The sequence below is a fragment of the Burkholderia orbicola genome (assembly GCF_900100915.1).
GTDB classification, from domain to species: Bacteria; Pseudomonadota; Gammaproteobacteria; order Burkholderiales; family Burkholderiaceae; genus Burkholderia; species Burkholderia orbicola.
In genome coordinates this window covers 547,414-573,689 of the sequence record NZ_FNKW01000003.1, presented here as the reverse complement: position 1 = coordinate 573,689, position 26,276 = coordinate 547,414, and the positions used below count along the sequence as shown (strand labels likewise).

The window sequence follows — 26,276 nt, the reverse complement described above, 5'->3', positions numbered from 1 at the left end:
TCCGCTTCTTGCGTGGCTTGCGCGGGACTTGCGTGTTTCGTAGGACGGACTGTCCGGATACTCCAGGCGCTGTCCGGATCGTGCGACGGATTCCCCGATAGCGGGAATGCATGCACGGCGCGAGTGCGATCGAGCACGACGGGAGAACTTCGATGGCGCAATTTTTCGAAACCGGCTGGCTGGCCGATGCCGCCTGTTTCAATCACGACACGCTGCTGCTGCAGTCGAACGACGTCGACGAGGTGCGCGCACGCGTGGCCGATGTGTTCAAGCCGCACCGGCTCACGCCGACCGGCGAATCGCGTGCGCTGCACAGCTGCATGCACCATGCGCGCTGGGGCAACCTGTCGTTGAACCTGCTCGATTACGGTGGCGGCGTCAGCATCGAGCCGGGGCCGCTCGAGCATTTCTTCCTGCTGCAGATTCCGCTGCGCGGCGACGCCGAGATCGAGTGCGGCGCGACGCGCTTCGTGTCGTCGCCGGGCACCGCGTCGCTGCTTTCGCCGACGCTGCCGTTGAAGATGCGCTGGGGCGATGCGTGCCCGCAAGTGATCCTGCGCATCGAGCGTGAAGTGATGGAGCGCCACGCGCAGCGGCATTTCGGCGACGACCGGCGTGTGAGCGTCGAATTCGAACCGGAATTCAGCCTGTCGTCGCCGCAGGGCACCTGTCTCGCACAGTTGCTGCCGGTGCTCGCTGGCGCGATCGCGACGGACGCGCATCCGTTGCGTCATCCGCTTGCGTTCGAGCAGCTCGAATCGACGCTGCTCAACCTGCTGCTGCACGGCCACCCGAACAGCGCACGCGACGGCACGCGGCGCCTGCCGACGGCGCTCGCGCCGTTCTACGTGCGGCGCGTCGAGGAATACATTCGCGCGCATCTCGACGAGCCGCTGACGATCGAACGGCTCGCCGATCTTGCCGGCGTTAGCCCGAGCACGCTGTTCGCCGGCTTTCGCAATCGCCACGGGATCACGCCGATGGGCTTCGTGCGGCAGTTGCGGCTGCAACATGTACGCGACGAACTGCTGGCCGACGATACGCCGGGGCTCGCGTCGGTCACCGATGTCGCGCTGAAATGGGGTTTCGCGCACCTCGGGCGGTTCGCGATCGAGTACAAGCGCGCGTTCGGCGAATCGCCGTCGGCCACGCTCAGGATGCGGCGCGTGCGGGGGTGAACGCGACGGCGGGCGCGCTGTCCCGCCGTCGCGACGGTCCATGCGGCTGGCCCGGCCCGGCGGGCGTGCCGGGCGCAGCCGCTGGCCGGATCGTCTACGTTACACCGTGCCTTTCTTCAGATCGTCGATGCACGGGATGCCGGCGCGCCGTTTCGGCCGCAGGAATTTCGGCACCGAGGGCGCCTGGCCGACGCCTGCGTGACTTTGATCGGTCCTGGGCTTCAACGCGGCCGGCTTGGCCTTGCGCGGCATCCGGCAGCCGCCGGCCGCCAGGTCGCCGTACGGATCGTCGTCGACGGCTGCCGCGGGGGCCGCCGGCATCGCCGGGGCGGCGGCCGCGACCAGCATCGGCGCGAACGGCAACGCATGCATCCGCTCGCCGGTCAGGACGAACGCACCGTTGGCCACCGCCGGTGCGATCGGCGGTACGCCGGCGTCGCTCAACCCGGTCGGATGCGCGTCCGACGGAACGAAGAAGACATCCACCTGCGGCGCTTCCTGCATGCGCACGGGTGGATAGTCGGCGAAACCGGCGTTGCGCACCGCGCCATGGTCGACGTCGATCGCGAAGCCCGGCTTCGTCGTCGCGAGGCCGAACAGCGCGCCGCCCTGGATCTGCGCTTCCGCGCCAGTCGGGTTGACGATGCGGCCCGCATACACGCCGGCCGTCACGCGATGCACGCGCGGTTGCTGCGCTTCGATCGAGACCTCCGTCACGTAAGCCACGACCGTCCCGGCCGATTCATGCATGGCCGTGCCCCATGCGTGCCCGGCAGGCAGCGTGCGCGTGCCGTAGCCGGATTTGTCGACGGCGAGCGCGAGCGCCTGGCGATGGGGCGCGTGCTCGGGGCCGGACAGCCGTGCCATCCGATACGCGACCGGGTCCTGTCGCGCCGCGTGCGCGAGCTCGTCGACCAGCGTCTCCATCACGAATGCCGTATGCGTATGGCCGCCCGAGCGCCACGACTGGACCGGCACGTCCGCGTCCGTCTGATGGACCGACACCTGCATCGGAAAGCCGTACGGGCTGTCGGCGACGCCTTCGGTCAGCGCGGGGTCGACGCCACCCTTGCGAATCGTCGTGCGCTCGAGCGGCGAGCCCTTCAGCACCGACTGGCCGACGACGACGTGCTGCCAGTCGTGCACGGCGCCGTTGCCGTCCACGCCGATGTCGACGCGATGCAGCACCATCGGGCGGTAATAGCCGCCGCGCAGATCGTCCTCGCGCGTCCAGATCGTCTTGACCGGGCCGAGGTGGCCGGCCGCCAGATAGGCGGCGGATACGCGCGCGGCTTCGACCACGTAGTCCGACGTCGGCGTCGAACGCCGGCCGTAGTCGCCGCCCGACGTCAACGTGAAGATCTGGACCTTGGCCGGCGCCACGCCGAGCGCCTTCGCGACCGCGGCGCGATCGGCCGTCTGCAGCGACGATCCGCCCCAGATCTTGATCCCGCACGCGCAGCTCGCCGGGCCGACGTCCACCGTACAGCTGAGCGGCTCCATCGGCGCATGCGCGAGATACGGAAATTCGTATTCCTTCTGAATCCGTGTTGCCGGTGGCGGCGCACTGCCGCTCGACGCTGTCCGCACCACGGTGCCGGGCGAGGCGGCGAGCTGCTTGTAAGCGCGCATCTGTTCCGCTGACGACACGCTCGACCCGCTGTCTTTCCATGTGACCTGCAGCGCATCGCGCCCGAGTTTGGCCGGCCAGTACCCATCGGCGATGACGGCCACGCCGGTGCCGCCGCGGTCGACCGGGATCTCGACGACTTCCACCACGCCCTTGACCGCCCGGGCCGCGGCCGCGTTGTAGCTCGCGACCTGCCCGCCGAAGCGCGGCGGGCGCGCGACCACGGCCACCTTCATGTCCGGCAGGCGCCAGTCCATCCCGTACTTGAGCGTGCCGTCGAGCATCGCGCGTGCGTCGATGCGCGGTGTCGGCTTGCCGATGATGCGGAACTGGTCCGGCGATTTCAACGGCACCCGCTGCGGCACCGGCATCGCCATCGCGTCGGGCGCCAGTTCGCCGTAGGTCGCGCTGCGGTTGCCGGCCGTCACGACACCGTTCGCGGTGCGGCACGCGGCGGGATCGACGTTCCAGCGCCGCGCGGCCGCGGCGACGAGCATCGCGCGCGCGGACGCGCCGAGTTCGCGATATTGCGCGAACGAGTGATTGACCGACGTCGCGCCGCCGGTCATCTGGATGCCCGTCACCGGGTCCTTGTACGGCTCGCCGGCCGGTGCGAGCACGGTGCGTACGTTGCGCCAGTCGGCATCCAGTTCGTCGGCCAGCGCCATCGGCAGCGCGGTGCTGACGCCCTGGCCGGATTCCGTCCGGTTGACGGCGACCGTCACCGTGTTGTCCGGCGCAATGATCAGGAATGCTTGCGGTGGCGAAGACGGAAGGGCTTTGCCGGCTTCGGCCGTGGCCCGGGTCGGCGCGATGCCCAGTGCAAGGCAGCCGCTCGCCGCCATCGTGAGCTTCAGGAAGCCGCGCCGGCCGAGCGTCGGAGAACCTGTTCCGGCGACCGGCGAAGCGTCGGGGTGGGGGGCGTCGGTGCTCGCCGGGCGGCCGGCAGTGCGAATACGCATGATCAATGTCTCCCGGCAGGCTCAGGCAAGCGCGCTGGTCGCATCGTGAATCGCGGCGCGGATGCGCTGGTAGGTCGCACAGCGGCACAGGTTGCCGGCCATCGCGCGATCGATGTCGGCGTCGGTCGGCGCCTTGTTGCCGCGCAGCAGGGCGGCCGCGCTCATCATCTGACCGCTCTGGCAGTAGCCGCATTGCGCGACGTCGTGCCGGAGCCACGCGTCGAGGACGGCCTTGCCGAGCGCATCGTCGGCGAGATGTTCGGACGTCGTGATGCGCGCACTGCCGACCGCTGACAGCGCCAGCGTGCAGCTTCGGGCCGCCCGGCCGTCGACATGAACGGTGCAGGCGCCGCAGTCGCCGGTGCCGCAGCCGAACTTGGTGCCGGTCAGCCCGAGGTTGTCGCGCAGCACCCAGAGCACCGGCGTCGACGGATCGGCATCGATCTCGGCCGGCCGGTTGTTGATGTTCAACGTCACCATCGTGAAGTTCTCCCTTGGACACCTCGTTATCGCCCGCGAATCGGAAAGGCAATGCGGCGGATCTGAATCAATTAAAGCAGATCCGGTAAAAAGTCGGCATCCGGAAATTTGATTATTTTGCCTTTCTTAATGATTTTCGCGATTTACTTAAAGAGAATCATTTTCATCTCGGGCGTAAATGAGTTAATCGGGATGAAAGAATGTTGAGTTTTGCCAAAAAAATATCCGGCCCATGGAAAACGTTTGCGAGTCGAGCCTATATTTGTCTCGCGATCACGCCTGGAGACATGAGAATCGGACGGCAGGTACTGACGAACGGGTAGGCGGGGCGACGGCGGTACGGTTGCCCGACCGGGCAGGTCCGGCGTTTGATTGTCGGGCGGAAGGCTCCGTACATACGGGATTTCGGCGGGGAGGCGGTGTTGGCCTGCAGGGACGGACGGGGTTCGACTGTGCTCCCCCGGGCAGTGCTTCCGGCTATATGAAAACAACTGTTTCTGATTAGCGAAAAACTTACCGGGTGACGAAGGGGGCTTAAAAGTAAAATATGCCGATTCAATAATACTCAGCGATTCATTCTCATTGGTTTTTAATCCAGTCAACCACTTCGGATTGGTGGCGGGGCGGTGTTTTTCTAAAAAACATCGAATAGCGAATCCCAGTATTTGTCTTCGGCATTTTAAATGCGTCGAGGCAATACCCGGTGTCGTCGATTCTCTTATGGGAAGGTGTGATTATGCGTATGCGCATGGGCTCGAACAAAAAGCGCGCGGAAGCACGTCCGAAACTCCTCGTCCCGACCGGCATGCTGGTCGCGCTGGTCGGCGCCGGGATCGTCCCCGTCGACGCGCTGGCCGCCTGCACCGGAACGACGACCGTCAGTTGTACCGGAGCCACCACGTCCTATTCGAACGGCACCAACAATCTCAACCTGACCGTTGCGCCGCTGGCGACCGTATCCGTGGTGCCGTTGCTCGGCGGCACCGCGTTGTCGCTGACCGGCAGCGGCGTCACGCTGACCAACAACGGCAGGATCGACCCCGCGTTGTCCGGGTTGAGCCTCGTGTCGAACGGCACGGTGGTCGGCAATGTCGGGTCGGCGAGCACCGTCAACGTCACGAACGCCAGCTCGGGCGTGATGATGGGGTCGACGAGCTCGCTGCTCAACGGGCCGGCGCTGACGGTATACAACGGCACGGGCGGCACGACGAACATCACGAATGCCGGCACGATCGGTACGACCGGCTTGCTGGGCTTCAGCGCCGGCCCGACCGCGCAGGTCGTGACCACGTCGGGCGGCGCACAGGTCAACTTCACCAACGCGAGCGGCGGCGCGATCAACGGTTCGGTGGTGCTCGCGCCCAGCGGGACGCCGGGCGCGGGGAACACGTTCACCAACGCCGGCACCGTTACCGGCAACGTGTCGCTGGGCGCGGCCCTCGGCACGTCGAACACGTTCAATGCGCAGACCGGGTCGTCGGTCGGGCTCGGCGTCGATGCCGGGCTGGGCGGCAACAACACGCTCAACCTGCAACTGAACACGGCTGCCGGCAGCCCGGCGAACGGCACCATTGCAGTCGATACGTACGGCAACTTCAACAACCTCGGCGTGCAGGGCGGCACGTGGGACCTCACCGGCGCATCGACCGCGACGAACGCGTCGCTGACCGGCGGCACCGCGATCGTCCACGGCGCCGGAGCGCTGGGCACCGGCACGATCGTCGCCGGCGGCGGCACGCTCGAGGCCGGCGCGGCCGGCGTGAACCTCCTCAACAACGTGGCGCTCGGCACGAGCCTGACGGTCGACGGCGCGAACGGGCTCGCGTTGTCGGGCACGATCGGCGGCGGCGGTGCGCTGAACGCGAGCGGCACTGGCACGCTGACGCTGAACGGCGCCAATTCGTTCACGGGCGGAACGAATCTGACGGGCGGCGGGGGGCTCGTCGTCGGCACCGGCACGGCGCTCGGCACGGGCGCGCTGAACGTGAGCAGCGCGGGCGGCACGCTCGGCACCAGCATCGGCGGCACGTTGCTCGGCAATGCCGTGAATATCGACACCGGCGTGACGCTCGGCCTGAACGGTTCGGCCAACCTCGGCCTGAGCGGCACGATCGCCGGCAATGGCGGTCTTGCGCAAACCGGCGCGGGGACGACGACGCTGCTCGGCGCGAACACGTTCTCGGGCGGCACGGCGCTGAGCGGCGGCGGGCTGATCGCCGGTACCGGCACGGCGCTCGGCACCGGCGCGCTGCATGTGACCGGCGCGGGCGGCTCGCTGGCGACCAACGTGGGCGGCACGCTGCTCGGCAATGCGGTGAATCTCGATGCAGGCGCCACGCTGGGCCTGAACGGCGCGGCCGGCCTGAGCCTCGGCGGCACGATCGCCGGGAACGGCGGCCTCGCGCAAAGCGGCACGGGCACGACGACGCTGCTCGGCGTGAACACGTTCTCGGGCGGCACCGCGTTGAGCGGCGGCGGGTTGATCGCCGGCAACGGCGCGGCGCTCGGCACGGGCGCGCTGAACGTATCCGGTGCGGGCGGCACCCTCACGACGAGCGTCGGCGGCACGCTGCTCGGCAATGCAGTGAACCTCGGCGCGGGCGCGACGCTCGGCCTGAACGGCGCGGCCGACCTGAGCCTCGGCGGTGTGATCGGCGGGAGCGGCCACCTGGCGCAAAGCGGCGCCGGCACGACGACGCTGCTCGGCGCGAACACGTTCACGGGCGGCACGGCGCTGAGCGGTGGCGGGTTGATCGCCGGCAACGGCGCGGCACTCGGCACGGGCGCGCTGAACGTATCCGGCACGGGCGGCACGCTCGCGACGAACGTCGCTGGCACCGTACTCGGCAATGCAGTGAATCTGGGTGCGGGCGCAACGCTCGGTCTGAACGGCGCCGCCGATCTCGGCCTGAACGGCGCGATCTCGGGCGCGGGCGGCCTGGCGCTCGGCGGTACCGGCGCGACGACGCTGTCCGGCGCGAACACGTTTACGGGCGGCGCGAGCCTGACGGGCGGCGGCAGCCTGATCGTCGGCGGCAACACGGCGCTCGGCGTGGGCGGCGCGTTGAACGTGAGCGGCCTCGGCGGTTCGCTGAGCGCAGATCTGGCTGCCGGCGCGGCACTCGCGAACGGCATCAACCTGAACGGCGCATCGCTGACGCTGAACGGCGCGAACGACCTCGGCCTGAGCGGCGCGATCGGCGGCAGCGGCGGTCTCGTGCTGAGCGGCACGGGGACGACGACGCTGTCCGGCGCGAACACCTTCGGCGGCGGCACGACGCTGAGCGCCGGCACGCTGCTCGCCGGCAGCAATACGGCGCTCGGCAGCGGCGCGCTCAACGTCGCCGGTGCGGGCGGTGCGCTCGGCGCGAGCGTGAACGGCATCGCGCTGGGCAACGCGATGAACCTCGGCGCGGGCGCGACGCTGTCTTTGACCGGCACGCACGATCTCGGCCTGAACGGCGTGATCGGCGGTAACGGCGGTCTCGCGCAAATCGGCTCGGGCATCACGACGCTGACCGGCGCGAACACGTTCTCGGGCGGCACGACGCTGAGCGGCGGCGGCATCCTCGCCGGCAACGGCGCGGCACTGGGCACGGGCGCGCTGAACGTGACCGGCGCGGGCGGCTCACTCGGCACGACCGTCGGCGGCACGGTGCTCGGCAACGCGATCCAGCTGGGCGCCGGCGCGGCGCTGACGGTTGGCGGTGCGAACGATCTCGGGCTGGGCGGGATCATTTCCGGTAGCGGCGGCCTGTCCGTGAGCGGCCCGGGCACGACGACGCTCACCGCGGCCGAAACGTTTACCGGCGGCACCACGATCGGTAGCGGCACGCTCGCGATCGGCGCGGGCGGCAGCCTCGCCGCGTCGAGCCCCGTCAACCTGACCGGCGCCGGTGCGCAGTTCAATATCAGCGGGGCGACCACGCCGCAGTCGATCGGCACGCTGTCGGGTGTCGCCGGTTCGACGATCGATCTTGGTGGGAACCACCTGACACTCGCGGGCAGCGGCAGCGGCGTCTTCGCGGGCAACATCGGCGGGGCGGGCGGGCTGACGCTCGCCGGCACCGGCTCGCAGGCGCTGACCGGCAACAACACGTATGCGGGCGGCACCGCGCTGACGGGCGGCAGCCTGGTCGTCGGCAGCGGCGCGGCGCTCGGCCTCGGCGCACTCGACGTCAACGGCTCGGCGTCGCTCGGCGCGAGCGTGCCGGGCGTGACGCTCGGCAATGCGGTCAATCTTGGCGCCGGCGTCACGCTGGGGTTGAACGGCGCGAACGATCTCGGCCTGAGCGGCACGATCGCCGGCAACGGCGGGCTCGCGCAAACCGGCAGCGGCACGACGACACTGCTCGGGGCGAACACGTTCTCGGGCGGCACCACGTTGAGCGGCGGCGGACTGATCGCCGGCACCGGCGCGGCGCTCGGCACCGGCGCGTTGAACGTGACCGGGGCGGGCGGCACGCTCGCCACGAACGTCGCCGGTACCTTGCTCGGCAACGCGGTGAACCTCGGCGCGGGCGCGACGCTCGGGCTGAACGGCGCGGCCGATCTGAGCCTCGGCGGCGTGATTGGCGGCAACGGCGGCCTTGCGCAAACCGGCAGCGGCACGACGACGCTGCTCGGGGCGAACACGTTCTCGGGCGGCACGACGCTGAGCGGCGGCGGCTTGATCGCGGGCAACGGCTCGGCGCTCGGCACGGGCGCGTTGAACGTGGCCGGCACGGGCGGCTCGCTCGGCACGAGCGTCGGTGGCACGGTACTGGGCAACGCGGTGAATCTCGGCGCGGGCGCGACGCTGACGGTCGGCGGCGCGAACAATCTCGGCCTTGGCGGCGCGATTTCGGGCGGCGGCAATCTGTCGGTCAGCGGCCCGTCGATCACGACGCTCACGGGGGCGGGCAGCTACACCGGCAACACGACGATCGGCAACGGCAGCACGCTCGCGGTGGGTGCCGGCGGCAGCCTGTCGGGCGGCAGCCTGTTCGATCTGACCGGCGCGGGCGCGACGCTCGACCTGAGCGCGGCCACGTCGCCGCAGACGACGGGCGGGCTGGTCGGCACGGCCGGCGCGGCGGTGAATCTCGGCGGCAATACGCTGACGCTCGGCGGCTCCGGTAACGGCACGTTCGGCGGCACGATCGGTGGTGCGGGCGGGCTGACGCTCGCCGGCACCGGCACGGAAACGTTGACGGGCACCAACACCTACACCGGCGGCACACTGATCAACAGCGGCACGCTGGCGATCGGCGCGGGCGGCAGCCTGGCGGCTGGCGGCGCAGTCAACCTGGGCGGCGCCGGCGCGACGTTCGACCTGAGCGGCGCGGCGTTGCCGCAGGCGATCGGCACGCTGTCGGGCGTGGCCGGTTCGACGGTGAACCTCGGCGGCAACGGCCTGACGCTCGGCGGCGCCGGCAGCGGCACGTTCGGCGGCACGATCGCGGGCGCAGGCGGCAGCCTGACGCTGTCGGGCACGGGCACCGAAACGCTGAACGGGGCCAACACGTACACGGGCGGCACGAACCTCGCCGGTGGCGGCACGCTGGTCGCGGGCAATGGTGCGGCACTCGGCACGGGCGCGTTGAACGTCGCCGGCGCCGGCGGCACGCTGGCCGCGAGCATCGCCGGCACGACGCTGAACAACGCGGTGAATCTCGGCGCCGGTTCGGCACTGACGCTCGGCGGCGCGAACGACCTGGGCCTCGGCGGCATCATCGCCGGTGGCGGCAGTCTCGCGCAAACCGGCAGCGGAACGACCGCGCTCACCGGCGCGAACACGTACACGGGCGGTACGACGCTTGGCGCCGGCGGTCTGTCGGTCGGCAGCAATACGGCGCTCGGCACGGGCGCACTCACCGTCACCGGCAGCGGCGGCGCGCTCAGTGCGAGCACGGCGAACCTGCTGCTGGCGAACGCCGTCGATCTGGGCATCGGCTCGACGCTGCATCTCGGCGGCGCGTTCGACTTCGGCCTGAACGGGATGATTTCCGGTGCAGGCGGCGTGGTGCAGTCCGGCTCGGGCACGACCACGCTCGGCGGCGCGAACACCTACGGCGGCGGGACGACGCTGAACAGCGGCGGACTGAGCGTGGGCAGCAATACGGCGCTCGGTTCCGGCGCGTTGAACGTGACCGGCAACGGCACGCTGAACGCCAGCGTGAGCGGCACGACGCTCGGCAACGCGGTGACGCTCGGCGCGGGTGCGACGCTCGGGCTGAACGGCGCGAACGATCTCGGCCTGAGCGGCACGATTTCCGGCAGCGGCGGGCTTGCGCAGACCGGGGCGGGCACCACGACGCTCACCGCCACGAACACCTATGACGGCGGCACCACGTTGAGCGGCGGCGGACTCATCGCCGGCAACGGCAGCGCGCTGGGCTCCGGCGCGCTGAACGTGACGGGCGCGGGTGGCTCGCTCGGCACGAGCGTGGCCGGCACGACGCTCGGCAATGCGGTGAATCTCGGCGCGGGGTCGACGCTGACGGTTGGCGGTGCGAACGATCTCGGGCTGGGCGGCGGGATTTCGGGCAGCGGCGGTCTGTCGGTCAGCGGCCCGTCGACGACGACGCTCACGGGCGTGAACACCTACACCGGCAACACGACGATCGGCGGCGGCAGCACGCTGGCGGTCGGCGCGGGCGGCGGCCTGTCGGCGGGCAGCGCGCTCGACCTGGCGGGCACGGGCGCGACGCTCGACATCAGCGCGGCGACCACGCCGCAGACGAGCGGCATGCTGTCCGGCGTAGCGGGCACGAACGTGAACCTCGGCGGCAACACGCTGACGCTGGCCGGCGCCGGCAACGGCAGCTATGCGGGGACGATCGGCGGCACCGGCGGGCTGACGATGGCCGGTACGGGAACGGAAACGCTGACCGGCACCAACACGTACACCGGCGCGACGACGATCAACAGCGGCACGCTGGCGATCGGCGCGGGCGGCAGCCTGTCGGCGAGCAGCCCGGTGAATCTCGCGGGTGCGGGGGCAACCTTCGACGTCAGCGGCGCGACCACGCCGCAGACCACGGGTACGCTGTCGGGCGTGGCCGGTTCGACGGTGAACCTGGGGGGCAACAACCTGACGCTCGGCGGCACGGGCAGCGGCACGTACGGCGGCACGATCGCGGGCGCGGGCGGCAGCCTCACGTTGTCGGGCACGGGTACCGAAACGCTGACGGGCAACAATACCTACACGGGTGGCACGAATCTCACCGGCGGCGGCACGCTGATCGCGGGCAGCGGCTCGGCGCTCGGCACGGGCGCGCTGAACACGAGCGGCGCGGGCGGCACGCTCGGCACCAGCGTGGCCGGTACGACGCTGACCAACGCGATCAATCTCGGTTCGGGCTCGACATTGACGGTTGGCGGTGCGAACGACCTGGGTCTCGGCGGCGCGATCTCGGGCAGCGGCAACCTGGCGGTGAACGGTCCGTCGACGACGACGCTGACCGGCGCCGGCACGTACACCGGCAACACGACGATCGGCAACGGCAGCACGCTGGCGGTCGGCGCGGGCGGCAGCCTGTCGTCGGGCAGTGCGATCGATCTGGCCGGCGCGGGCGCGACCCTGGACGTGAGCGCGGCCACGTCGCCGCAGACGACCGGCACGCTGTCGGGCGCAGCCGGTTCGGCAGTGAACCTCGGCGGCAACACGCTGACGCTCGGCGGGTCGGGCAACGGCACGTTCGGCGGAACGGTCGGCGGCACGGGCGGCCTGACGCTGTCGGGCACCGGCACGGAAACGTTGACGGGGACCAACACGTACACCGGTGCGACGACGATCAACAGCGGCACGCTGGCGATCGGCGCGGGCGGCAGCCTGTCAGGCAGCAGCCCGGTGAATCTGGCCGGTGCGGGCGCGACCTTCGACGTCAGCGGCGCGACCACGCCGCAGACCACGGGCACGCTGTCGGGCGTCACCGGTTCGACGGTGAACCTCGGCGGCAACAACCTGACGCTCGGCGGCACGGGCAACGGCACGTACGGCGGCACGATTGCAGGGGCCGGCGGCAGCCTCACGTTGTCGGGCACGGGCACCGAGACGCTGACGGGCAACAATACGTACACGGGCGGCACGACCCTGAGCGGCGGCGGCACGCTGGTCGCAGGCAACGGCTCGGCGCTCGGCACGGGTGCGCTGAACACGAGCGGCGCAGGCGGCACGCTGGCCGCGAGCACGCCCGGCACGACGCTCGGCAACGCGGTGAATCTCGGCGCGGGTTCGACGCTGACGGTTGGCGGTGCGAACAATCTGGGCCTGGGCGGCGCGATCGGCGGCAGCGGCAACCTCGCGGTCAATGGTCCTTCGACGACGACGCTGTCGGGCGCGAACACCTACACCGGCAGCACGACGATCGGCGGCGGCAGCACGCTGGCGGTCGGCGCGGGCGGCAGCCTGTCGTCGGGCAGCGCGATCGACCTGTCGGGCACGGGTGCGACGCTCGACCTGAGCGCGGCGACTTCCGCGCAGACGACCGGCGCGCTGTCCGGCGGCGCGGGCACGAACGTCAACCTGGGCGGCAATACGCTGACGCTCGGCGGCGCGGGCAGCGGCACGTACGGGGGCGTGATCGGCGGCACGGGCGGGTTGACGCTGTCGGGCACCGGCACCGAAACGCTGACGGGCACCAACACCTACACCGGCGCGACGACGATCAACAGCGGCACGCTCGCGATCGGCGGCAACGGCAGCCTGTCGTCGAGCAGCCCGGTCAGCCTGACGGCGGCCGGCGCGACACTCGACCTGAGCGGCGCCGCGTCGCCGCAATCGACCGGCGCGATCTCGGGTGTGGCCGGCTCGACGGTGAACCTGGGCAACAACAACCTGACGCTCGGCGGGTCGGCCAGCGGTACCTATGCAGGCAACATCGCCGGCACCGGCGGCGTGACGATGTCGGGCACCGGCACGGAAACGCTGACGGGCAGCAATACGTACACGGGCGCCACCACGATCAACAGCGGCACGCTGGCGATCGGCGCGGGCGGCAGCCTGTCGGGGACGACGCCGGTGAGCCTGACGGGTGCGGGCGCAACCTTCGACCTGAGCGGCGCGACCACGCCGCAGACGACCGGCACGCTGTCGGGCGTGGCCGGTTCGACGGTGAACCTGGGCGGCAACAACCTGACGCTCGGCGGTTCGGGTAGCGGTACTTACGACGGCACGATCGCGGGTGCGGGCGGCAGCCTGACGCTGGGCGGCCCGGGCACCGAAACGCTGACCGGGGTCAACACGTACACGGGCGGCACGAGCCTGACCGGCGGCGGCACGTTGATCGCGGGCAATGGTTCGGCACTGGGCACGGGTACGCTGAACACGAGCGGCGCGGGCGGCACGCTCGGCACCAGCGTGGCCGGCACGACGCTCGGCAACGCGGTGAACCTCGGCGCGGGGTCGACGCTGACGGTTGGCGGTGCGAACAATCTCGGCCTTGGCGGCGCGATCTCGGGCAGCGGCAATCTGGCGGTGAACGGCCCGTCGACGACGACGCTCACCGGCGCCGGCACGTACACCGGCAACACGACGATCGGCAACGGCAGCACGCTGGCGGTCGGCGCGGGCGGCAGCCTGTCCGGCGGCAGCGCGCTCGATCTGGCCGGTGCAGGTGCGACGCTCGATCTGAGCGCGGCCACGTTGCCGCAGTCGACGGGTGCGTTGTCGGGCGTATCGGGTTCGACGGTGAACCTCGGCGGCAACGCATTGACGCTCGGCGGTGCGGGCAGCGGCACGTTCGGCGGCACGATCGCCGGCACGGGCGGCAGCCTCACGCTGGCGGGCACGGGTACCGAAACGCTCAACGGGACGAACACGTACACGGGCGGCACGACCCTGAGCGGCGGCGGCACGCTGCTCGCCGGCAACGGTTCGGCGCTCGGCACGGGCGCGCTGAACACGAGCGGCGCGGGCGGCGCGCTCGGCACCAGCGTGGCCGGCACGACGCTGACCAACGCGATCAATCTCGGCGCGGGCTCGACGCTGACGGTTGGCGGTGCGAACAATCTGGGCCTGGGCGGCGCGATCGGCGGCAGCGGCAACCTCGCGGTGAACGGTCCGTCGACGACGACGCTCACCGGCGCCGGCACGTACACCGGCAACACGACGATCGGCAACGGCAGCACGCTGGCGGTCGGCGCGGGCGGCAGCCTGTCGTCGGGCAGCGCGGTCGATCTGTCGGGTACGGGCGCCACGCTGGATCTGAGCGCGGCCACGACGCCGCAGACCACGGGCGCCGTGTCGGGCGTGTCGGGTTCGACCGTGAATCTCGGCAGCAACACGCTGACGCTGGCTGGTGCCGGTAACGGCACGTACGGCGGCACCGTGGCCGGCACGGGCGGCTTGACGCTGTCGGGCAGCGGCACGCAAACGCTGACGGGCAACAACACGTACACCGGTGCGACGACGATCAACAGCGGCACGCTGGCGATCGGCGCGGGCGGCAGCCTCTCCGGCAGCAGCCCGCTGAGCCTGACCGGTGCGGGCGCGACCTTCGACGTCAGCGGCGCGACGACGCCGCAAACGACGACCGCGCTGTCGGGCGTCGCCGGTTCGACGGTGAACCTCGGCGGCAACAACCTGACGCTCGGCGGATCGGGCAGCGGTACGTTCGGTGGCACGATCGCCGGCACGGGCGGCAGCCTGACGCTGGGCGGCACGGGCACCGAAACGCTGACCGGTCCGAATACGTACACGGGCGGCACGAACCTGACCGGTGGCGGCACGCTGGTCGCGGGCAGCAACACGGCGCTCGGTACCGGCGTGCTCAATGCGAGCGGTGCGGGCGGCACGCTGGCAGCCGGCACGCCGGGCACGACGCTCGCCAATGCGGTGAACCTCGGGACGGGTTCGACGCTGACGGTGAGCGGTCCGAACAACCTCGGCCTGACCGGCGCGATCTCGGGGAGCGGTACGCTCGCGGTCAACGGCCCGGCGACGACGACGCTGTCGGGGGCGAACACCTACACCGGCGGCACGAGCGTCACCGGCGGCGGCACGCTGGTGGCCGGCACGCCGACCGCACTCGGCAGCGGCACGCTGAGCGTCGGCGGCACCGGCGGCACGCTCGGAACCAGCGTCGTGGGCACGACGCTCGGCAACGCGGTGAATCTCGGCGCGGGCTCGACGCTGACGGTCGGCGGTGCGAACAACCTCGGCCTGAGCGGCCCGATCTCCGGCGGCGGCAATCTGACGGTGAGCGGCCCGTCGACGACGACCCTCAGCGGCGCGAACGTGTATACGGGCAACACGACGATCGGCAACGGCAGCACGCTGGCGATCGGCGGCAACGGCAGCCTGTCGGCGGGCAGCGCCCTGACGCTGGCCGGCAACGGCGCGACGCTCGACGTCGGCGCGGCCACGACGCCGCAGACGGCGAGCGCGTTGTCGGGGGCCGCCGGTTCGACCGTGAATCTCGGCGGCAATACGCTGACCGTGGCCGGTCCGGCGGGCGGTTCGTTCGGCGGCACGATCGCGGGCACCGGCGGCTTCGCGGTGCAGGGCGGCGGCACGCAGACGCTGACCGGCGCCAACACGTACACCGGCGGCACGACGATCGGCAGCGGCAGCATGCTCGCGCTCGCCGGTGCAGGCAGCCTCGCGCCGACGAGCCCGGTGATCCTCGCGGGCAGCGGCGCGACGCTGAACCTGGCGGCCTCGGCCGCGCCGCAGTCGATCGGCACGCTGTCGGGTACGACGGGTTCGACCGTGAATCTCGGCGCGACGCCGCTGACGGTCAATACCGCCGGCACCAGCTCGTTCGCGGGCACGCTGTCGGGTACCGGCCCGCTGACGCTGGCCGGCACGGGCGCGCAGGTGCTGAGCGGGACGAACACGCTGTCCGGGCCGACGAACGTGACGGGCGGCACGCTCGCCGTCACCGGTTCGCTGGCCAGCTCGCCGGTGACCGTCGGCAGCGGCGCGACCGTCACCGGGACGGGCACGATCGGCGGCCTGGTCGTGTCGGGCGGCGGGACTGCATCGGTCCTCCAGCTCGGGCAGCCGCTGAAGGTCGCGGGCAACGCGACCTTCCAGCCGGGCTCGACGCTGCAGGTCGGCGCCACGCCGCAGCAGAGCGGCGGCCTCGACGTGACCGGCTCCGCCACGCTCAACGGTGGGTCGGTGCAGGTCGTCGCGGCGACCGGGCAATACCAGCCGGGCAAGCTCTACACCATCGTGAATGCCGGCGCGGGCGTGCAAGGGCAGTTCAGCGCGGTGAACTCGACGTATGCGTTCCTCACGCCGACGCTCACGTACAACCCGGCGCAGGTACTGATGTCGCTGGCGCCGAACGGCACGCCGTTCTCGTCGGTGGCGACCACGCCCGACGGGCAAGCGGTGGCGGGCGCGGTCGGCACGCTCGGCGCCGGCAACCCGCTGTTCGATACGGTGCTGACGTCGGATGCGACGACCGCGAACCGCGCATTCACGCAACTGGCCGGCGATCTGTATCCGAGTACGCGTAGCGTGCTGCTGTCGGACAGCCGCTACGTGCGCGACGCGGTGCTCGATCGTGCGCGGCTCGGTTCGCAGCCGGGCGGCGCGCTGTGCGGATGCGAGGCGCCGGTATCGGCGGACGACCATGCGGCGGCGCTCGACCGGCGCATGGCCGCGGAAAACGGCTGCACGCCGGCCAAGTCGTACAAGCCCGCGGTGTGGGGCCGGCTGTACGGCTCGCATAGCCGGTTCAACGGCGACGGCGTCACGTCGATCGATCGCAACCTGTATGGCTTCATCGTCGGCACGGATGCGGAAGTCAGCAGCCACTGGCGCGTCGGTATCGCGGGCGGCGCGTCGCGCAGCCAGCTCAATACCGACCAGAACGAGTCGGCGAAGGTCAACGGCGGGACGATCGCGCTGTACGCCAGCGGCCGATACGACGCATGGAACGTGCGCGGTGGCGTGTCGCAGTCGTGGTACCGCGTGCATAGCGAGCGCAATCCGTCGTTCGGCAGCTTCGCCGACCACGATACCGCCAGCTACGACGCGAACGCGACGCAGGTGTTCACCGAGATCGGCTACTCGACGGCCATTCGCAACGTCTCGCTCGAACCGTTCGTCGGGCTTGCGTTCGCGAGCCTGCACACCGGCGGCTTCAAGGAGAACGGCGGCGCGGCGGCGCTGCAGGGCGATTCCGACACGACGGGCCTCGGCTTCTCGACGCTCGGCGTGCGGGCCTCGACCGACGTCGCCGTCACGACGAAGGGCAAGGTCACGGCGTTCGGCACCGTCGGCTGGCGCCATGCATTCGGCAATACGCAGCCGGCGTCGACGCTGTCGTTCGCGAGCGGCGGTTCGCCGTTCAGCGTGACCGGCGTGCCGGTCGCGCGTGATGCCGCGGTGCTCGAGGTCGGCGTCGATGCGGCCGTGACCAAGAACCTGTCGCTTGGGCTGTCGTATAGCGGCCAGCTTGGCGGCCACATCAGCGATCACGCGTTGTACGGCAATCTGTTGTGGAAGTTCTAAAGGGAGGGGCGACGGCCGTTCGCGATGAAGTCGTCGTGAGCGGCCGATCGTTTATCGATGGTTATGTGGTGGTTTGTTTTCAGGTTCGTATTTCAGAAACTTCGTGATGCGAATCGTTTTCATGAAGCGCGTCACGCGGTGTTTGGTATCCCGTTGCATCGGTCTGTTCGAACTTGTTTCAACGCTTTGCCGTATCGGGCAGTCCGCGAACGATTCGTGCCGCCTTCGGGCGACAGGGTTCACGCGTCATCGCTCGAGCTGTTCCGCGGTTGTCCAACCGAACTGAGGTTACTCATGAAAACGAAAATGAACGTGAAATTGACGGGCATCGCCCTGTCGGTCACGGCTGTGTTCAGCCTGGCCGCCACGGCGTCCCAGGCGGTGGTCGTGACCGCCGTGCCGGGAAGTCTCAGCAACACCGACGGCTTGATCATCGAAGGCGCGTCGCCGGCGCCCGGGGGACTCATCGGCACGGTGACGGGATGGGGGAATGGGGCGGTGACGGTCGGCAACCCGAATGCAGGCGGTATCTCGATCGGGCTGGCCGGGACGGGGACGGGAAGCGCGGCCATTGGTATCGGGAGCGGATTGCTCGAGCCGGTCGCGGGCGTGGCCGGTACGGTGACGGGTGCGCTGGGTGGTCTCGGCGGAAGTGGCGGTGCGACCGGCGGGCTGGGTGGTGTCGTCGGGACGGTGGCGAACGCGGCCACTGGCGCGGTCGGTGCCGTGACGGGCGTGTTGGGTGGCATTGGTGGCAGCGGCGGTGCGACCGGTGGTCTCGGTGGCGTCGTTGGCACGGTGACCGGTGCCCTGGGTGGCATCGGTGGTGGCAATCCGACTGGCGGTCTCGGGGGCGTCGTTGGCACGGTGGCGAACACGGCGACCGGCGCAGTCGGGACGCTGACGGGGGCGCTGGGCGGTGTTGGCGGTGGGACCGGCGGTCTCGGCGGCATTGTCGGGACAGTGGGCAACGCGGCAAGCGGCGCAGTCGGCACGGTAACGGGTGCATTGGGCGGTGTCGGCGGTGGCGGGACCGGTGGTCTTGGTGGCGTCGTTGGCACGGTGACCGGTGCGCTGGGTGGCATCGGCGGTGGCAATCCGACTGGCGGCCTTGGTGGCGTTGTGGGCACGGTAGCGAATACGGCGACGGGCGCAGTCGGGACGCTGACGGGGGCGCTGGGGGGTGTTGGCGGCGGGACCGGTGGTCTTGGTGGCGTGGTCGGCACGGTAACCGGTGCGCTGGGTGGTATCGGTGGCGGGACCGGTGGCCTCGGCGGTGTTGTCGGCACGGTGGCGAACACGGCAACGGGCGCAGTCGGAACGTTGACTGGCGCGCTGGGCGGTGTTGGCGGCGGGGCCGGTGGTCTCGGCGGCGTGGTGGGAGCGGTCGGCAACGCAGCAAGCGGCGCAGTCGGTACGGTGACGGGTGCGTTGGGCGGTGTCGGCGGTGGTGGGACTGGTGGTCTTGGTGGTGTGGTCGGCACGGTAACCGGCGCACTGGGTGGCATCGGCGGCGGGACCGGCGGCCTCGGTGGCGTCGTCGGCACGGTAGCCAACACGGCAACGGGCGCAGTCGGGACGCTGACCGGCGCACTGGGCGGTGTCGGAAGCGGGGCCGGTGGTCTCGGTGGTGTTGTCGGGACAGTGGGCAACGCGGCAAGCGGCGCAGTCGGCACGGTAACGGGTGCATTGGGCGGTGTTGGCGATCCGACCGGTAGTCTTGGTGGCGTGGTTGGCACGGTAACCGGTGCACTGGGTGGTATCGGTGGCGGCAACCCGACTGGCGGCCTCGGTGGCGTCGTCGGCACGGTAGCCAACACGGCAACGGGCGCAGTCGGGACGCTGACCGGCGCACTGGGTGGTGTTGGAGGTGGGACCGGCGGTCTCGGCGGCGTCGTTAGCACGGTGGCGAACACGGCGACCGGCGCAGTCGGAACGCTGACCGGCGCACTGGGCGGCATCGGCGGCGGGACCGGCGGCCTCGGTGGCGTCGTCGGAACGGTAGCGAACACGGCAACGGGCGCAGTCGGGACGCTGACCGGCGCACTGGGTGGTGTTGGAGGCGGGACCGGTGGCCTCGGCGGCGTTGTCGGCACGGTAGCGAACACGGCCACGGGCGCAGTCGGAACGCTGACCGGCGCACTGGGTGGTGTCGGAGGCGGGGCCGGTGGTCTCGGCGGCGTCGTCGGCACGGTGGCGAACACGGCAACGGGCGCAGTCGGAACGCTGACCGGCGCACTGGGTGGTGTTGGAGGTGGGACCGGTGGTCTTGGCGGCGTCGTCAGCACGGTAGCGAACACGGCCACGGGCGCAGTCGGAACGCTGACCGGCGCACTGGGTGGCGTCGGAGGCGGGACTGGTGGTCTCGGCGGCATCGTTGGCACGGTAGCAAACACAGCGACGGGCGCAGTCGGAGCGCTGACCGGCGCACTGGGGGGTGTTGGCGGCGGGACCGGCGGCCTCGGTGGCGTCGTTGGCACGGTAGCAAACACGGCAACGGGCGCAGTCGGAACGCTGACCGGCGCACTGGGTGGCGTCGGAGGCGGGACCGGCGGCCTCGGCGGCGTCGTCGGCACGGTAGCGAACACGGCAACGGGCGCAGTCGGAACGCTGACCGGCGCACTGGGTGGTGTTGGAGGTGGGACCGGTGGTCTTGGCGGCGTCGTCAGCACGGTAGCGAACACGGCCACGGGCGCAGTCGGAACGCTGACCGGCGCACTGGGTGGTGTCGGAGGCGGGGCCGGTGGTCTCGGCGGCGTCGTCGGCACGGTGGCGAACACGGCAACGGGCGCAGTCGGAACGCTGACCGGCGCACTGGGTGGCGTCGGAGGCGGGACCGGTGGTCTCGGCGGCGTCGTCAGCACGGTAGCAAACACGGCAACGGGCGCAGTCGGAACGCTGACCGGCGCACTGGGTGGCGTCGGAGGCGGCACCGGCAGTCTCGGCGGCGTCGTCAGCACGGTAGCGAACACGACAACGGGCGCAGTCGGAACACTGACTGGCACACTGGGCGGTGTCGGTGGCGCGACCGGCGGTCTCGGCAACATCGTCGGCACGGTAGCCAACACCGGCACGGGTGTCGTCAACGCCGTCACCGGTGTCGCGGGCAACGGCGGCGCGCTGATCACGCCGATCACGAGCATCGTCGGCAATCTCGGCGGATCGCTGCCGGTCGGTGCCGCCACCGGCGCGATCGGCGCAGTGTCCGGCGCGGTAACCGGCGTCGCCGGCAGCGGCACGGCGGCGATCACGCCGCTCGCATCGGCGGTCACGTCATTGATCGGATCGGCCACGAGCGGCGCGGGCGGCATCGCCGGCGCCGGAACCGGCGTTCTCACGGGCGCAACCGGCGCGGCCGGCTCCCTCGCGGCGGTCACGACCGGCCTGACGGGTACGCTGGCGAACACCGTAACCGGCACGACGGGCGCGATCGCAGGCACGCTTCCGGCACTGAGTGTCGCGCTCAACGGCGGCACGGCGGCCGGTGCGGTCGGCGGCGCGACCAATGCAGTCGGCGCGCTCGTCTCCGGCGGCGCGACGATCGCCAACGCGGCGGTGCATTCGGTCGGTTCGGCTGTCGGATCGGTGGCCGGCGTGCTCCCGGCGCTGGCGGTTTCGCTGAACAGCGATTCCGCGCAAGGGGGCAGTGCCGGGGCAGGCGGCGGTCTGCTGGCGCCGGTGACGTCGCTCGTCAGCTCGCTGACCGCGCCGCTGCCGAGGAAGTAAGCGACGTGAGCACCCGGCCGCCGCAGTCAATGGGTGGCCGGGAACATTCGGGCGCGTCACGTACGAGCACGGCGGGATCACGATTCGGGATTCCCGCTCGCTCGTTTCGCTGACGCGCCGCGTTGCATTCGATTGCAGATCGCCACCGTAGCGATGACGCACCACGTCCCACGCTAGATCGACCAGCAGCGTAAGGAATGCGAAGAATCGGATTGACGCTCGCACGTCGAACCCGACGCAACGAGCGACTACCGGCGCGCGACGCGCCGTGACACTACGACCGGTCGCGATTCCGGGCGCGCGTCGCGCCGGTGATGACCGCGATGCCGAACAGGATGACGGCCACGATCTCGATGATGTGCTGAGAGACGTGCAGCGTCATCAAACCCCAGGCGACGCCGCCGATGAAGATGATCCATCCGACCAGATAGATAAGCAGGGTCATCGTTTTTCTCCTTGCAGTATTGGCCCATGATGCCGGTTGCCGGTCTTGCAAAATTTACCGGCGCGTGGCGAGCGCGATGAAGGGCGCGATCCGCGAGTGCAGGAGCATATTGCGCGCCTGCCCATGCGGCGGCGGACGACATTCCCGATGGTCACAGCCTGCCGAGCGTTTCATTGCGGCGCCGCATCGTGCGCCTGCAGCCCGAGCCGATCCATCAGCCTCCCGGCGTCGAACGGCGCCTGCGTTTTCGTGTCGTTGTCGAAATAGCAGTACACGTCGCGCGTCGCCGCGCGCGGCGGTTGCAGCGCCGGTGCGGCGAGACGCGCATCGTCCGGCTGCGTGCCCCGGCTCCACGCTTCGATTCTGCGCGCCCATCGTTCGAGCGCTGCATCGGCGTATTCGCCCGAATACTTCGTTTCGGTGCCGTGCAGCTGGATGTAGACGAAGTGTGCGCTCAGATCCTCGAACTGCGGCCACGCCTCGGTCGAATCCGACACGACGAGCGCGACCTTGTGGCGGCGCAGCAGCTTCACGAACGCCGGGTCCACGAAGCTGTCGTGCCGCACTTCCACCGCATGACGCAACGCTCGCTTGCGGTCGATCTGCAGATACGGTTCACGCACCCGCGCATCGTGCCGGCGGGCGAGCGCGAGCGCTGCTTCCGTGTCGGGCGGCAGCAAGCTCAGGAAGCGTTCCATGTGCGCCGGATCGAAACGCAGCGACGGCGGAAATTGCCACAGCAGCGGCCCCAGCTTGTCCTTCAGCGCGAACAGCCCCTGAGCGAAAAAAATCGCGCACGCGGTCGTGGCCGTTTCGCCGCGAAAGCGCAGCATATGCGTCAGGTAGCGCGAGCCTTTCACGCTGAACACGAACCCGGGCGGTGTGTCGGCGTACCAGCGCCGCCAACTGTCAGGCGCTTGCAAGCTGTAATGCGTGCCGTTGATCTCGATCGTCTGCATGCGGCCCGATGCATACCGCAGTTCGCTGGCTTGCTTCAGGTCGGCGGGATAGAACGTCCCTCGCCAGCCGGGGTAGCGCCAGCCTGAAATGCCGATGTGAATCCTGCCGGATGTGCGTGTCACGTCGATGCCCGGTTGCGCCGGGTTCCTGGTGCGGTCCGTGCGACGAGCAATCTGCGTGCCTCCGCCTTCGTCGATTTGATTTTTTTAAAGACCGCGCCACGTTCGGCCGGTATGATCGCTGCGCTCGCGAACGGCGCGACCGGACGGTGCATCCCGACGCTCCACGCATCACTGCCTTCGCCAGCACGGCAATCACGACACCACCGGACGGACCCCGGCGACCCGCGGTCCGCCGATCCGGCCGAACGGGCCAACCCAGCACGACGGAGTATCGAAACGATGTGGATGGAGACAGGGACGGGGCGGCGCGCGCGGGCGATCGCGGCAGGCGGAGCGTGGTGCGTGGCCGCCGCGGGCGCGGCGCACGCGCAGGCATCGGCGCCGGGCGCGGCGGTGGCGGTGCTGCCGGCCATCGACGTGCGAGGTCCGGCCGATGCTGCTTCGTCCATCGGACTGGTCGGACGGCGCACCGCCACCGGCACCAAGACCGACACGCCGATCGACGAGATTCCGCAAACGCTCAACCTCGTGACCGCGCAACAGATCGACATGACCGGCGCGGCCGACCTGAACCAGGCGTTGCGCTACGTGCCGGGTTTCGCGACGTTCGGCGCCGACAGCCGCACCGACTGGTATGCGGCGCTGCGCGGCTTCACGCCGACGCTGTACGTCGACGGCCTGCCGGCGCCGAACACGGCCGTGATCGCGAACTGGCGCGTCGATCCGTACGCGATCGACTCGATCGCGGTGCTGCGCGGGCCGACGTCGGTGCTGTACGGCGCGGGCGAGCCGGGTGCGATCATCGACGCGCATACGAAGCTGGCCGACGGCGAGCGCGTGCGCGAAGCCGGCGTGCAGATCGGCAACGATGCGCGCAAGCAAGCCATGCTCGACGTCGGCGACAGGCTTGATCCAGAGTACGCCTACCGATTCGTCGGCGTCGCGCGCGACGGCAACGCGGTGACCGGCCCGAACGGCGACCGCCGCGTCGCGCTCGCGCCGTCGTTCCGGTGGCGGCCGAACGCCGACACGTCGCTGACGCTTTCCGCGACGTTCCTGCAGGACAGCGGCGACATCTCGTCGAACTTCCTGCCCGCATCGGGCACGGTGCTGCCGAACCCGAACGGCCGCCTGTCGCAGGACCTCTACATGGGCGACCCGTCGTTCAACGACTATCGCAAGAAGCAATGGTCGCTCGGCTACGCGCTGGAACACCGCGTGAATGCGATCTGGTCGCTGCACCAGGACGTGCGCTGGTCGCACCTGTCGCTCGACGATGCGACGGTGTTCGGCAACGGCCTCGCGCCCCGCAGCACGACCAACATGATGCGTTTCGCGGGGCTGTTCCAGCTCAACTACAGCCGGTTCGACATCGACAACCACGCGCAGGCGCGCTTCGGCACGGGGTCGCTCGAACACACGCTGCTGTTCGGCGTGCAGTTCGACCGGCAGACGACGACCAACAGCGTATGGCTCGCGCTCGCGCCGTCGCTCGACCTGTACCACCCCGTCTATCGGCCCGTGACGGCCGCGATCTTTTCCGGCCCGACGTCGCTCGGCCACGTCGATCAGTACACCGCGATGAACGGTGTCGGCGTGTACGCGCAGGACCAGATCCGCTGGCAACGCTGGACGCTGACGCTCGGCGGCCGCGAGGATGTCGTGAATGCGCGCTTCGACGACCGCGCCGCCGGCACGCACGCGCAGCAGGACGTCAGCGCATTCTCCGGGCGGGTCGGGCTCGCCTATCGCGGCGACGCCGGATTGTCGCCTTACGTCAGCTATTCGACGTCGTTCGATCCCGTCATCGGTGTGCGGATGTTCGGCGGCGGCTTGCCGAAACCGACCCGCGGCACGCAGACGGAGGCCGGGCTGCGCTGGCAGCCGGCCGGCCGGAACCTGATGCTGAACGCGGCCGTGTATCAGATCGACCAGACCAACGTCGTGACGCCGACGCCGGTCAATCTCGACCCGACCGCCACGACGTCGGTGCAGACCGGCAAGGTGCGCTCGCGCGGCATCGAGCTGAGCGCGGTCGGCAAGGTGACGCACGGGCTGTCGATCGTCGCGTCGTATGCGTATCAGGACGTCAAGAACGTGCAGGCGAACGACGTATCGCTGAACCACTGGCCGGTGTCCGTACCGCTGCCGCGGCAGATGGCGTCGATGTGGGCCGACTGGACCTGGCATACGGGCGCGCTGGCGGGCCTCGGCGTCGGCGGTGGCGTGCGCTACCAGAGCGCGTCGGCGGGCGCGCCCGACAATTCGCTGACGGTGCCGAGCGCAACCCTTTACGACCTCGCGATCCATTACGACCTGCCGCGCTGGCGTTTCGCGGTGAACGTCGCGAACCTGTTCGACCGGCGCTATGTGAGCGGTTGCCAGTCGTACGCGGTGTGCGTGTTCGGCAACGAGCGGACCGTGCTGGCCAGCGCGAAATACAACTGGTAAGCGCACTCGTGTTGCATCGGCCTACGCGCGGCGTTGCGGCTGTCGGGCCGCGGCGCGCGCGCCCGCGTGGCCCTGGCGGCGCCATTCGGTCGGTGTGATGCCGAACCGTTCGCGAAAGGCGGTCGCGAAATTGGCCGGTGTGGAAAAGCCGATTTCCTTCGCGATGCTGGCGATGCTGAGCGAGGTGGAATCCAGCAGATCCTGCGCGATCCGCAGCCGCTCGTAGCGCAGATACTCGAACACCGTCTGGCCGAGATTGTCGCGAAACGCGCGCGACAAGCGCTTTTCGTGCGTGCCGACCGCACGCGCCAGTTCTTCCACCGTCGGCGGATCGTTCAGCGTGCGCGACAGGTGGCGGATCGCCGCGCGTACGATGATGTCGTCTTCCTTACCGCCCGCGGGCGAGCCTTCTGCCTGTTCCGCCGCGGCCGGTCGTTCGCGTTTCGTGCGCGAGAGCTGCACGCGAATCCGCGCGATCACTTCCGCCGGCTCGAACGGTTTCACCACATAGTCGACGCCGCCGATCTCGAGCCCTTCGAGCCGCTCGTGCAATGCGTCGGCCACAGTCAGGAAGATGACCGGGATCGCGCACGTCAGCGGATCGGCGGCGAGCAGACGGCATGCGGTGAAGCCGTCCATGCGCGGCATGCGCACGTCCATCAGGATCAGGTCGGGCATCAGTGCCTGCGCGCGCTGGCACGCTTGCGTGCCGTCGAATGCGATGCTGATCCGGCATCCCGTGCTGCGCAGGATATCGATCAGCAACCTTAGCTGGTCGGGTTGATCGTCGACGATCAGGATATGCGCGTCGCTCAATGCGGAGATTGATGAAGACATCGTGCACCTGTTGTGAAAAGGCGGTTGACTGC

The 26,276-nt window shown here is 70.1% G+C and carries 9 protein-coding genes; 4 read left to right on the top strand and 5 right to left on the bottom strand.

What is annotated here, in order from left to right; translation table 11 throughout:
• Positions 1-152: 152 nt before the first annotated feature.
• The gene (locus BLS50_RS32415; protein ID WP_074807789.1) at positions 153-1,178 is read left to right on the top strand and encodes an AraC family transcriptional regulator; all 1,026 of its coding nucleotides are present in this window, start codon (positions 153-155) and stop codon (positions 1,176-1,178) included.
• Between the two features lie 99 nt (positions 1,179-1,277).
• Here BLS50_RS32415 and BLS50_RS32410 read toward each other — a convergent pair whose 3' ends face one another.
• Both BLS50_RS32410 and BLS50_RS32405 read right to left on the bottom strand, forming a co-directional pair.
• Positions 1,278-3,770, bottom strand: a complete 2,493-nt coding sequence (locus BLS50_RS32410; RefSeq protein ID WP_074807787.1) for a xanthine dehydrogenase family protein molybdopterin-binding subunit — start codon at positions 3,768-3,770, stop codon at positions 1,278-1,280.
• A gap of 21 nt (positions 3,771-3,791) precedes the next feature.
• On the bottom strand, positions 3,792-4,250 hold the full coding sequence (locus BLS50_RS32405; protein WP_074807784.1) for a (2Fe-2S)-binding protein: 459 nt from the start codon (positions 4,248-4,250) through the stop codon (positions 3,792-3,794).
• Positions 4,251-4,986: 736 nt separating this feature from the next.
• Here BLS50_RS32405 and BLS50_RS32400 point away from each other — a divergent pair.
• Entirely contained in the window at positions 4,987-17,703 is a 12,717-nt protein-coding gene (locus tag BLS50_RS32400) for an autotransporter-associated beta strand repeat-containing protein (protein WP_074807781.1), read from the top strand.
• Between the two features lie 294 nt (positions 17,704-17,997).
• Complete coding sequence (locus tag BLS50_RS32395; protein ID WP_074807779.1) at positions 17,998-21,429, top strand: beta strand repeat-containing protein; 3,432 nt, start codon at positions 17,998-18,000, stop codon at positions 21,427-21,429.
• Positions 21,430-21,703: 274 nt separating this feature from the next.
• On the opposite strand, the gene BLS50_RS36135 is transcribed toward BLS50_RS32395, so the two are convergent.
• Both BLS50_RS36135 and BLS50_RS32390 read right to left on the bottom strand, forming a co-directional pair.
• Positions 21,704-21,874 carry a hypothetical protein gene (locus BLS50_RS36135; RefSeq protein ID WP_006397039.1) on the bottom strand — a complete coding sequence of 57 codons (171 nt, stop codon included), beginning with the start codon at positions 21,872-21,874 and terminating at the stop codon, positions 21,704-21,706.
• A 170-nt stretch (positions 21,875-22,044) separates the two neighbouring features.
• Positions 22,045-22,956: a DUF72 domain-containing protein gene (locus BLS50_RS32390; protein WP_074807776.1), complete on the bottom strand. Its 912-nt coding sequence runs from the start codon at positions 22,954-22,956 to the stop codon at positions 22,045-22,047.
• Positions 22,957-23,235: 279 nt separating this feature from the next.
• Between BLS50_RS32390 and BLS50_RS32385 the strand changes: the two genes are divergently transcribed.
• A complete protein-coding gene (locus BLS50_RS32385; protein ID WP_074807774.1) occupies positions 23,236-25,407 on the top strand; it encodes a TonB-dependent siderophore receptor in 2,172 nt (723 codons plus the stop codon).
• A 21-nt stretch (positions 25,408-25,428) separates the two neighbouring features.
• Here BLS50_RS32385 and BLS50_RS32380 read toward each other — a convergent pair whose 3' ends face one another.
• Positions 25,429-26,244 (bottom strand): response regulator transcription factor, encoded by an 816-nt coding sequence (locus BLS50_RS32380; protein ID WP_074807770.1) that lies wholly within the window; start codon positions 26,242-26,244, stop codon positions 25,429-25,431.
• Positions 26,245-26,276 lie beyond the last annotated feature (32 nt).